Here is a 10,877-nt window from a genome sequence, read left to right as displayed (position 1 = left end):
ATCCAGAAATAACGCGAAAAATTCATCCGAGACGTCGTAGATGGACTGCGACTCCTCGTAAAAGGGCTCCAATCGCGTCATGCTCGCTGCATACCTTTCGTCATGGTTAACGCGAGCATATTACCGATCGGTCAGTGAGCTGTCATCGGGACCCGGTGAGTCTTCGGAAGTTGCTCAGTAAGTATAAAAGCCCTGACCGGTCTTCTTTCCAAGCCGGCCGGCCTCCACCATGCGCAGCAACAGCGGCGGCGGGCCGTACTGCGGTTCCTTGAACTCCTCGAACATCTTGTCCGCGATCAGCTTCAGGGTGTCCAGACCGACCAGGTCGGACAGCCGCAGCGGGCCCATCGGGTGCGACAGCCCCGCCACCACGGCCTTGTCGACGTCTTCGACGGTGGCAAAACCGGCTTCCACCATGCGGATTGCCGACAGCAGGTAGGGCACCAGCAGCGCGTTCACCACAAAGCCGGACCGGTCGGAGCAGCGCACCACCTGCTTGCCCAGCACCGCGCTTGCGAATTCCTCGGTGCGCGCGGCGGCGGCGTCGTCGGTGACCAGGGTGCTGACCAGTTCGACCAACGGCAGCACCGGGACGGGGTTGAAGAAGTGCAGACCGAGGACGCGCTGCGGATTCTTGGTGGCGGCGGCGATCTTCATGATCGGGATGCTCGAGGTGTTGGACGCCAGAACCGCGTCGGGATCGGTGATGACCCGGTCGAGTTCGGCGAAGACCTGCGCCTTGACGGCGTCGTCCTCGATGATCGCCTCGATGACCAGTTGGCGGTCGGCGAGGTCCGTCAGGTCGGTGGTGAAGGTGAGCTTGCTCAGCGCCCGGTCGCGTTCCCGCTCGGTCACCTTGCCGGCACTGACACCGCGCTCAAGTGACTTCACGATGCGGTTGCGTCCGGCCGTGATGAGGGCCTCGGTGGTTTCGAACACGGTCACGTCGACATCGGCGCGCACCGAGACCTCGGCGATGCCGGACCCCATCTGTCCGGCCCCGACAACTCCTACCCGCTGAATCGTTGCGTCACTCACTGATCTCTCCGGTGTTGTATCGTCTTGCACCGCAATAGGCCCCGCCCAGATTTAGCTGGGCGGGGCCTACGCTACTTCATCTCATTCTCCGGGCGCGGCTTGCGCCGCGGGCTCACTGCCTCAGTGTCTCAAGCCCACTGTTCCACTTCGTCCTCGCGGCCAAAGCCCGTTCGTCCTCAGTGGCTCAAGCCCACTGTTCCACTTCGTCCTCGCGGCCAAAGCCCGTTCGTCCTCAGTGGAACTGGCCCTCCTCGGTGGAGCCGGTCAGCGCGGTGGTCGACGAGGTCGGGTCCACCGTGGTGGCGATGCGGTCGAAGTAACCGGCGCCCACCTCACGCTGGTGCTTTGTGGCGGTGTAGCCGCGCTCCTCGGCGGCGAACTCGCGCTCCTGCAGCTCGACGTAAGCGCTCATCTGGTTGCGGGCGTAGCCGTAGGCCAGATCGAACATCGAGTAGTTCAGGGCGTGGAAGCCGGCCAGCGTGATGAACTGGAACTTGAATCCCATTGCGGCAAGCTCCTTTTGGAACTTCGCGATGGTGGAGTCGTCAAGGTGCTTGCGCCAGTTGAACGACGGCGAGCAGTTGTACGCCAGCATCTGGTCCGGGAACTCGGCCTTGACGCCCTCGGCGAACTTGGCGGCCAGCTCGAGATCCGGAGTTCCGGTCTCCATCCAGATCAGGTCGGAGAACGGCGCATACGCCTTGGCCCTGGCGATGCAGGGCTCGAGACCGTTGCGAACCCGGTAGAAGCCTTCTTTGGTGCGCTCACCGGTGATGAACGGCTGGTCGCGCTCGTCGACGTCGGAGGTGATCAGCGTGGCGGCCTCGGCGTCGGTGCGGGCGATGACCACGGTCGGAACGTCGCACACGTCGGCAGCCAGGCGTGCCGAGGTCAGGGTGCGGATGTGCTGCTGGGTCGGGATCAGCACCTTTCCGCCCAGGTGACCGCACTTCTTCTCCGAGGCCAGCTGGTCCTCCCAGTGCGATCCCGCCACACCGGCGGCGATCATGGCCTTCTGCAGTTCGTAGACGTTGAGTGCACCGCCGAAACCGGCCTCACCGTCGGCGACGATCGGCGCCAGCCAGTTCTCGACCGAGGTATCACCCTCGACTTTGGCGATCTCGTCGGCGCGCAGCAGCGCGTTGTTGATCCGGCGCACCACCTGCGGCACCGAGTTGGCCGGGTACAGGCTCTGGTCGGGGTAGGTGTGGCCCGACAGGTTGGCGTCGCCGGCGACCTGCCAGCCCGACAGGTAGATGGCCTTCAGGCCCGCGCGCACTTGCTGCACGGCCATGTTGCCGGTGAGGGCGCCAAGCGCGTTGATGTACTCGAGGTCGTGCAGCTGCTCCCACAGCACCTCAGCGCCACGGCGGGCCAGGGTGGCCTCCTCGACCACGGTGCCCTGCAGGGCGACCACGTCGTTGGCGGTGTAGGTCCGGGTCACATCCTTCCAACGCGGGTTGGTGTCCCAGTCCTTCTGGATCTGTTCGGCGCTCTTGGGGGTGCCAACGACAGACATTGGGCGTGCTCCTTCGATCTTGCTGAGTGCTGGATGCTGCACCGGCGGTAGCTAGCGGCTCAACTTCGCTGGTGTGCTAACTCGAAGATGGCACAGCTCATAGGGGGCGGTCTACCCGTTTCAGTTGCCAATTTAAGCAACGGCTCGGGGCAAATTTGCGAAGTTTGCTAACTTGCTAACAAACTTAACCGTTTCAGAATCTACCCGTCGGTAACCCTATCGCCGCAGGTCAACGCGCAATTCAACCGGGACGCTTGTCCTGTTATCGAGCAAAGATGGAGGCAACGGCTTTCGCCTCGTCGCCGACCGCATATGTGAGCGTTGTAACAGTGCGGTCGGTCAGCTCGGGACCGAACTGTTCGGTGGATCCGGCCGGGTGGACATGCGAGATGATCTCCAGCTTGTCGCCCAACGCCACCGGCGCCTCGTGTTCGATGGTGATGCGCAGGGAAGCCCGCAGCAGCTCCGGGTGCGACGCCAGATAGTCCTCGACCACGCTCCAGTACACCGAGTTGTTCATGTGGTCGAACAGGTCGATATCGGTGACCCGGACCGGAAACTCGTGGATCTCCGTCGCGTCGTCGCGGCTTCCCGGCTTGAGGTAGGACTTCCACCGCAACCGGTCGACGGAGGTCGTCTTGTGCAGGCCCGCCAGGAAGTCGTCGGCAATGCGCGAGGGCATCTGGGTGTCGCGGTTGATGCTGATCCAAAACGCCTCGGACTCGATCAGGCCCCCCTTGCGGCCATCGATGCGAACCCGCATCTCACACCACCGGTTCGACGTGCCCGAGCACCACCTGCGCAGGCGCAGCATGTCGTTGAACTCGATCGGACGGACCAGGTCGACCATGGTGCGCCGGACGATCCACAGGGGATGAGTCTCCTCGAAGCCCATCTCGCGCAGCTGATCCTGGCCGATGTCCTGAATGTGGCGGGCGGCCGCGTCCAGCCGTAACCGGCCCGTGCGATCGATATCGCCCACCCGCAACGGCCACTGACGGTCGAAAACGTCAGGGTGACCGTCGGGCACCGGCATCATTTGTTTATCCAGGCTCACGCCGTCGCTCTTTCCGTTCCTTTTCGTGGCTGCCCCCAAGGCTAAGGCCGAGGCTCGTTCGGATCATGCCAACGAGGTGGGTCGAATACTAATCCCGCCGAGACCGTACCCGATGCCAAGTCTGCGAATTAAATCTTCACAGGGGCCGGTAGCCTCGAAGACGTGTCGAAGACATTCGTTGGATCCCGCGTTCGCCAGCTGCGCAACGAACGCGGGTTTTCCCAGGCCGCGCTGGCTTCGACGCTGGGAATTTCGCCGAGCTACCTCAACCAGATCGAGCACGACGTTCGCCCGCTGACGGTCGCCGTGCTGCTGCGTATCACCGAGGTGTTCGGGGTCGACGCCACCTTCTTCTCTTCGCAGGACGACACCCGACTGGTGGCCGAGTTGCGCGAAGTCACCATGGACCGTGATCTGGACATCGAGGTCGACCCGACCGAGGTCGCCGAGATGGTCAGTGCGCATCCCGGGTTGGCGCGCGCGGTGGTCAACCTGCACCGGCGCTACCGGATCACCACGGCCCAGCTTGCGGCCGCTACCGAGGAGCGGTTCTCCGACGGCAGTGGCAGCGGGTCGATCACGATGCCGCATGAGGAAGTGCGCGACTACTTCTACCAACGGCAGAACTATCTGCACGAGCTGGACACCGCCGCAGAGGACCTGACCATCAAGATGCGGTTGCATCACGGCGATTTGGCGCGTGAGCTCACCCGCCGCCTCACCGAGGTGCACGGGGTGCACATCAACCGCCGGATCGACTTGGGCGACACCGTGCTACACCGCTTCGACCCTAAAACCAAAACGCTGGAATTCAGCAACCATCTGTCGTTGGGCCAGCAGGTTTTCAAGATGGCCGCAGAGTTGGCCTATCTCGAGTTCGGCGATCTCATCGACAGTCTGGTCGAGGATGGCAAGTTCACCAGCGACGAGTCACACACCCTGGCGCGGCTGGGGCTGGCCAACTATTTCGCCGCGGCCACCGTGCTCCCCTACCGCCAATTTCACGACGTCGCGGAGAATTTTCGCTACGACGTCGAGCGGTTGTCGTCGTTCTACTCGATCAGCTACGAGACCATCGCGCACCGGCTTTCGACGTTGCAGCGCCCGTCGATGCGCGGCGTGCCGTTCTCCTTCGTCCGAGTCGACCGGGCCGGGAACATGTCAAAGCGGCAGTCCGCCACCGGCTTTCACTTCTCCTCCAGCGGAGGCACCTGCCCGCTGTGGAACGTCTACGAGACGTTCGCCAATCCCGGCAAGATCCTGGTGCAGATCGCGCAGATGCCCGATGGGCGCAACTACATGTGGGTGGCCCGCACCGTGGAACGTCGTGCGGCCCGGTATGGTCAGCCGGGTAAGACCTTCGCGATCGGGTTGGGCTGCGAGCTTCGCCACGCTCACCGGCTCGTCTACTCGGAGGGACTCGACGTCTCGGGGGAACCAGGAACAGTGGCCACACCGATCGGCGCGGGCTGCCGAGTCTGCGAACGCGACAACTGCCCGCAGCGCGCCTTCCCGGCGCTCGGCCGCGCACTCGACCTCGACGAGCACCGCAGCACGGTGTCTCCCTATCTGGTGACCCAGCCGTGAGCGGCCCGCCGGAGGGCCGCATCCCGCCGGGGCGGTTTCGCGAACTGGGACCCATCAATTGGGTGATCGCGAAGCTGGGTGCGCGCACCGTGGCCGCCCCGGAGATGCACCTGTTCACCACCCTTGGTCAGCGCCGATTGCTGTTCTGGACGTGGCTGGCCTACGGAGCCCGGCTGTTGCGCGGGAAGCTTCCGGCCATCGACACCGAATTGGTGATCCTGCGGGTGGCACACCTGCGCGCGTGCGAATACGAGCTGCAGCACCACCGCCGGATAGCCCGCAAGGTCGGGCTGGACGCGGACCTGCAGGCCGCCATCTTCGCCTGGCCCGAGCGGCTGGACCCGGTCGAGGCACGCCTGACCGTGCGCCAGCAGGCGCTGCTGGCGGCGACCGACGAATTCGTCATGGACCGGACCATCACCGCTGACACCTGGCAGCAGCTGGCGACTCACCTCGATCGGCGGCGGCTGATCGAATTCTGTTTACTCGCAGGCCAATACGATGGCCTTGCCGCGACCATGTCGGCGCTTGAGATTCCGCTGGACAATCCGCACTAGCTACAGGTAGACGTCGGCGAGGATGGCCAGCGTCAGTAGCACGGGAAGTACCGGCAGCGCGAAGGCGAACGCCGCCCAGGCCTGCTTGGCCCGCCGACGCTGCCTGACGCCCCATACCGCGGCGCAGACCCCCAGCACCACCGAGGCCAGCAGCACCAGTGGTCCCCACTGGCCGGCCGTCGCGTTGTCACCGTTCGAAATGGCCAGCAACCACAGGACATAACCCGTCACCAGCCCACCCACGGCCGCCGCGATGGCCTGAGGGGTGGCGGTCCGCATCATCACCGTCTCAGAAATTGATCATGTGTCCGGTCAGGCCGTGGAAGCATTCCTGCAGCGCCTCGGACATGGTCGGGTGGGTGTGCACGTTGCGGGCCAGCTCGGTCGCGGTCAGGTCCCACTTCTGGGCCAGCGTCAGCTCCGGAAGAAGTTCGGAGACGTCGTGCCCGACCAGGTGTCCGCCGAGCAGCTCACCGTATTTGGCGTCGGCGATCAGCTTGACGAAGCCGCTGGGGTCGCCCACCCCGTGGGCCTTCCCGTTCGCGGTGAACGGGAACTTCGCCACCACCACGTCGTGGCCTTCGTCGCGGGCCTGTTCCTCGGTGAGCCCGAAGCTGGCGACGTTGGGCTGGCAGAACGTCGCGCGCGGCATCATCCGGTAGTCGCCGAGCGCCAGAGTCTCTGCGCCGGCGATGGTTTCGGCGGCCACCACGCCCTGGGCCTCGGCGACGTGGGCCAGCTGCAGCTTCCCGGTGACGTCGCCGATGGCGTAAATGTGCTCGACGTTGGTGCGCATGTAGTCGGTGATCCCGATGGCCTTGCTGTCGGTCAGCGCAACGCCGGCCGCCTCCAGGCCGAAGCCCGTGACGTTGGGCGCAAAACCGATGGCCTGCAACACCTTCGCGGCTTTGAGTTCTTCCGAGTTGCCGGATTTGCTGACGATGACGGTCACCTCCGAGCCGTTGTCGGAGATGGACTCGACCTTCGTTGAGGTGAGGATCTTGACGCCCATCTTCTTGAACTGCCTCTCGAGCTCCTTGGAGACCTCGGAATCCTCGTTGGGCAGCGCGCGCGCCAGGAACTCGACTACGGTGACGTCGACGCCGTAGTTCTTCAGCACATAGCCGAACTCCATGCCGATCGCTCCGCAGCCGGCAATGATGATCGACTCCGGCAACTCTCGGGACAGGATCAGTTCCTCGTAGGTGACCACGTTGGCCGACAGCGACGTGCCCGGAACCAGGCGGGTGCTGCTGCCGGTGGCGATGATGGCGTTGTCGAAGGTGACGGTTTCGGTGCCGCCCTCGTTGAGCTCGACGGCGATCGTGTTGGCATCGGTGAACCGGCCGTAGCCATGGATTTCGGTGATCTTGTTCTTCTTCATCAGGAAGTGCACGCCGGCCACGCGGCCCTCGGCCACCTTGCGGCTGCGGTCAAACGCGACCCCGTAGTCGAAGGTCGCCTGGCCGCTGATGCCGAACGTCTTGGCCTCTTTGGTGAAGATATGGGCGAGTTCGGCGTTGCGCAGCAGCGCCTTGGACGGGATGCATCCGACGTTCAGGCAGACTCCACCCCAGTACTTCGGTTCGACGACCGCCGTGGACAGACCCAGCTGGGCGGCGCGAATGGCTGCGACATATCCGCCGGGACCGGCCCCGAGGACGACGACGTCATAGTGAGAAGTCACGAGCCCACCCTAGTGGGCCACGACCCTTGGTGGCCGCCCGGGCGAGGCGTCAATAGGGAATGACACCGATGAGGCAGTGCCCCACCCGCTCGCAGTGGTAATAGCCGTACAGGGGCGCCGAGGCCACCAGCGCGGCGAACGGCCCGGACATCAGCGCCACCGAGAGCGCCGAGATCAGCGGCCTGCCCTGGGTCATCGCCAGCATCACCCCACCGACGACGCACACCACCACGTAGACCAGGACGACGAACAGCGCGGGCGTCTTGTCCACCGAGTGGTACCACCAATAGAACAGCCCGAGCCCGATCACGGCCGCCGCGGCCCACACGCCGAGCAGCACCAGGACCAACTTCCACCACTTGAGGTAGAGGTACCGGCCGGGCACATTGACCGGTTGCACCGGGCCGACGGGCTCGGCCGACTCCGGCTCGCCCGCGTCGGTCGCGGGCGTGGCCGCCCGGTCCTGCGCGGTTCCGCCCACAGGCTCTGGTTCGGTTGCGGCGGGATGCTCGCCGGTGTCGTCGTCGAAGTCGGGGACCCATGACTGGGTGCCGGTGTGCTCGGGGTCGCCTTCGTCATCCGAGAAGTCCGGCACGAACGCCTCGGTGCCGGGGCTGGAGGCGTCCTTGTCGTCAGCCACCGGCGGTCACCCGCAACGCAACCAGGACGCCGAACCAGCCCGGACCCACCGACAGCAGGAAAGCGCCCAGCATCGTGACCCACCGTCGTCCGGAAAACAGGATCGTCGTCAGCCCGACCACGCTGGGGATGCCGACCACCGAGACGATGGCGATACCCGGGCGGACGCCGGCGTGGACCGCCAGGGTGCTCGCGACACCCGCCAAAAGTCCGACGGCACTGCCGATCAGCATGGCGCTGGCCAACAGCCAGGGACGCGGAAGGGGAATCACTTTCTCGACTGTACTGCGGTTACCTGGCATGTCGCGGAGGAAGCGCCGGCCACCACCGGGCCTCGCGCCGGGGGGCGTTCGCCACGTTCGTAATCGGCCCCGGTGATCACCGCCGCGCTGGCTACTGCCGCCCGCTCTTCGGTGGTCAAGGCCCGGCCGCGGGATAAAAACCGGACCCCGTCGGGTGCTTCCAGGCTGAAGCCGCCGCCGCGGCCCGGCACCACGTCGATGACCAATTGGGTGTGCTTGTCGCGGTAGTGGGCCGTGTACTGCGGACCCGAAATCCACACCGGCACACCGTCCGTGCCGACGTCGAGCACGCCGAGCAACACGTCACGGTCACCGACGACGAAGTCGCCGAGCGGATAACACATGGGCGACGAACCGTCGCAGCAGCCGCCGGACTGGTGGAACATCACCGCACCGTGGGTTGCCTGCACCCGCCTCAGCACCTCGGCGGCCGGGGCGGTGATGACCACCCCCGCGACATCATGGCGCCGCTTTTCCTCATCGCTGCGCTCTGCATCGTCGCCGGCGCGCGCGACCATCAGAAGAATCCGAGCGCCTTGTCGGAGTAGGACACCAGCATGTTCTTGGTCTGTTGATAGTGCTCGAGAGCCATCTTGTGGCATTCGCGCCCGAAGCCCGACAGCTTGTAGCCGCCGAACGCCGCATGCGGCGGGTAGACGTGGTAGCAGTTGACCCACACGCGGCCGGCCTGGATGTCGCGCCCTGCGCGGTAGGCGGTGTTGCCGTCGCGGCTCCACACACCCGCCCCCAGGCCGTAGAGGGTGTCGTTGGCGATCGAGATGGCGTCGTCGTAGTCGTCGAACGAGGTCACCGTCACCACCGGCCCGAAGATCTCCTCCTGGAAGATCCGCATCTTGTTGTTGCCGCCGAAGATGGTGGGCTGCATGTAGAAGCCGCCGGACAGGTCGCCGCCGAGCTCGGCGCGCTCGCCGCCGGTGATCACCTTCGCGCCCTCATCCTTACCGATTTCGATGTAGGACAACACTTTTTCGAGTTGGTCGTTGGACGCCTGAGAACCCAGCATGGTCTCGCTGTCCAGCGGATCACCCTGGCGGACCGCCTTGGTGCGGATCGCGGCCAGCTCGAGGAACTCGTCGTAGATGTCGGCCTGGACCAGGCTGCGCGACGGGCAGGTGCACACCTCGCCCTGGTTGAGGGCGAACATGGTGAAGCCCTCCAGCGCCTTGTCCTGATAATCGTCGGCCTTGGCCATGACGTCGGAGAAGAAGATGTTGGGGCTCTTCCCCCCGAGTTCCAGGGTGACCGGGATCAGGTTGTGCGAGGCGTACTGCATGATCAGCCGCCCGGTGGTGGTCTCGCCGGTGAACGCGACCTTGGCGATCCGGTTGCTGGACGCCAGCGGCTTGCCGGCCTCGGCGCCGAATCCGTTGACGATGTTGACCACGCCGGGGGGCAACAGGTCGCCGATCAACGACATCAGGTAAAGCACCGAAACCGGTGTCTGCTCTGCGGGTTTGAGCACCACCGCGTTACCGGCCGCCAGCGCGGGCGCAAGCTTCCAGGCGCCCATCAAAATCGGGAAGTTCCACGGGATGATCTGCCCGACGACGCCGAGCGGCTCGTGGAAGTGGTAGGCCACGGTGTCGTCGTCGATTTGGGACAGCGAGCCCTCCTGCGCGCGCAACGCCGCGGCGAAGTATCGGAAGTGGTCGGCGGCCAACGGAATGTCGGCGGCCAACGCCTCGCGGATCGGCTTGCCGTTGTCCCACACCTCGGCCACCGCCAGCGCAGCGGTGTGCTCGTCGATGCGGTCAGCGATCTTGTTCAGGATCGCCGCCCGTTCGGCCGGGGCCGCCTTGCCCCAAGCCGGTGCCGCCGCGTGCGCGGCGTCGAGCGCCCTGTCGACGTCGGTCTCATCGGAGCGCGCCACCTCGCAAAACGTCTGGCCGGTGACCGGGGTCGGGTTCTCGAAGTAGCGCCCCTTCGCGGGCGCGACCCACTGCCCGCCAATGAAGTTCTCGTAGCGGGATTCATACGACATCAATGCCCCGGCAGAACCTGGACGTGCGAAAACAGTCATCTGCTCTCACTCCTCGTGCGGCTGTGTAACTCACCTCACACTACCGCCGCAGCCACAATGGTTTCCATGACGCCGAAAGCTCACGCCGCCCCCGAAGACAACGAGGATCCGTACCTGTGGCTCGAGGACGTCACCGGTGACGAGGCGCTGGATTGGGTGCGGGCGCATAACGAGCCGACTTTGGCGCGCTTTCGCGACGACAACTTCGAACGGATGCGCATCGAGGCGCTGGAGGTGCTCGACACCGACGCCCGCATCCCGTACGTGGTGCGCCGGGGCGAGTACCTCTACAACTTCTGGCGTGATGCGGCCAACCCCCGCGGGTTGTGGCGGCGCACCACGCTGGACAGTTACCGGACCGACTCCCCCGACTGGGATGTCCTGATCGACGTCGACGAATTGGGCCGGGTCGACGGCGAGAAATGGGTGTGGGCCGGCGCCAGTGTCATC

12 protein-coding genes and 1 pseudogene are annotated in these 10,877 nt (G+C 65.2%); 3 read left to right on the top strand and 10 right to left on the bottom strand.

Annotated features, from left to right (window positions below; translation table 11 throughout):
* From A5686_RS27985 to A5686_RS16685, 4 genes are all read right to left on the bottom strand, one after another.
* Positions 1 to 81, bottom strand: an 81-nt coding sequence (locus tag A5686_RS27985; RefSeq protein WP_231986395.1) for a class I SAM-dependent methyltransferase, incomplete at its 3' end; no start/stop codon positions are given.
* A 93-nt stretch (positions 82 to 174) separates the two neighbouring features.
* Entirely contained in the window at positions 175 to 1,038 is an 864-nt protein-coding gene (locus A5686_RS16695) for a 3-hydroxybutyryl-CoA dehydrogenase (RefSeq protein WP_067936432.1), read from the bottom strand.
* 232 nt (positions 1,039 to 1,270) lie between these two features.
* Positions 1,271 to 2,557, bottom strand: a complete 1,287-nt coding sequence (aceA, locus tag A5686_RS16690) for an isocitrate lyase (RefSeq protein ID WP_067936429.1) — start codon at positions 2,555 to 2,557, stop codon at positions 1,271 to 1,273.
* Between the two features lie 262 nt (positions 2,558 to 2,819).
* Positions 2,820 to 3,614, bottom strand: a complete 795-nt coding sequence (locus tag A5686_RS16685; protein WP_067936425.1) for an acyl-[acyl-carrier-protein] thioesterase — start codon at positions 3,612 to 3,614, stop codon at positions 2,820 to 2,822.
* A 162-nt stretch (positions 3,615 to 3,776) separates the two neighbouring features.
* Between A5686_RS16685 and ramB the strand changes: the two genes are divergently transcribed.
* Both ramB and A5686_RS16675 read left to right on the top strand, forming a co-directional pair.
* The gene (gene ramB / locus A5686_RS16680) at positions 3,777 to 5,201 is read left to right on the top strand and encodes an acetate metabolism transcriptional regulator RamB (RefSeq protein ID WP_067936424.1); all 1,425 of its coding nucleotides are present in this window, start codon (positions 3,777 to 3,779) and stop codon (positions 5,199 to 5,201) included.
* On the top strand, positions 5,198 to 5,758 hold the full coding sequence (locus A5686_RS16675) for a carboxymuconolactone decarboxylase family protein (RefSeq protein WP_067936421.1): 561 nt from the start codon (positions 5,198 to 5,200) through the stop codon (positions 5,756 to 5,758). The genes ramB and A5686_RS16675 overlap by 4 nt, the downstream gene beginning before the upstream one ends.
* On the opposite strand, the gene A5686_RS16670 is transcribed toward A5686_RS16675, so the two are convergent.
* From A5686_RS16670 to A5686_RS16645, 6 genes are all read right to left on the bottom strand, one after another.
* Positions 5,759 to 6,040 (bottom strand): hypothetical protein, encoded by a 282-nt coding sequence (locus tag A5686_RS16670; protein WP_067936418.1) that lies wholly within the window; start codon positions 6,038 to 6,040, stop codon positions 5,759 to 5,761.
* A gap of 7 nt (positions 6,041 to 6,047) precedes the next feature.
* Positions 6,048 to 7,445 carry a dihydrolipoyl dehydrogenase gene (gene lpdA / locus A5686_RS16665; protein ID WP_067936415.1) on the bottom strand — a complete coding sequence of 466 codons (1,398 nt, stop codon included), beginning with the start codon at positions 7,443 to 7,445 and terminating at the stop codon, positions 6,048 to 6,050.
* 49 nt (positions 7,446 to 7,494) lie between these two features.
* Entirely contained in the window at positions 7,495 to 8,085 is a 591-nt protein-coding gene (locus tag A5686_RS16660) for a hypothetical protein (RefSeq protein WP_067936412.1), read from the bottom strand.
* Positions 8,078 to 8,356: a putative holin gene (locus A5686_RS16655; protein WP_197520605.1), complete on the bottom strand. Its 279-nt coding sequence runs from the start codon at positions 8,354 to 8,356 to the stop codon at positions 8,078 to 8,080. The genes A5686_RS16660 and A5686_RS16655 overlap by 8 nt, the downstream gene beginning before the upstream one ends.
* Positions 8,353 to 8,835, bottom strand: a complete 483-nt coding sequence (locus A5686_RS16650; protein WP_067936433.1) for a DUF779 domain-containing protein — start codon at positions 8,833 to 8,835, stop codon at positions 8,353 to 8,355. Before A5686_RS16650 ends, A5686_RS16655 begins: the two co-directional genes overlap by 4 nt.
* Before the next feature lie 68 nt (positions 8,836 to 8,903).
* On the bottom strand, positions 8,904 to 10,427 hold the full coding sequence (locus A5686_RS16645) for an aldehyde dehydrogenase family protein (protein WP_067936411.1): 1,524 nt from the start codon (positions 10,425 to 10,427) through the stop codon (positions 8,904 to 8,906).
* 66 nt (positions 10,428 to 10,493) lie between these two features.
* On the opposite strand from A5686_RS16645, the pseudogene A5686_RS16640 reads away from it, so the two are divergent.
* Positions 10,494 to 10,877, top strand: a pseudogene (locus A5686_RS16640) (S9 family peptidase); the annotation flags it as partial.

This window comes from Mycobacterium sp. E2479 (assembly GCF_001667925.1).
Taxonomy (GTDB): Bacteria; Actinomycetota; Actinomycetes; order Mycobacteriales; family Mycobacteriaceae; genus Mycobacterium.
This window is presented reverse-complemented; position numbering and strand designations above follow the sequence as displayed.

Coding starts and splice junctions, on each gene's coding strand:
- aceA (WP_067936429.1), bottom strand. CDS start 2,557: ATGTCTGTCGTTGGCACCCCCAAGAGCGCCGAACAGATCCAGAAGGAC.
- A5686_RS16670 (WP_067936418.1), bottom strand. CDS start 6,040: ATGATGCGGACCGCCACCCCTCAGGCCATCGCGGCGGCCGTGGGTGGG.
- A5686_RS16645 (WP_067936411.1), bottom strand. CDS start 10,427: ATGACTGTTTTCGCACGTCCAGGTTCTGCCGGGGCATTGATGTCGTAT.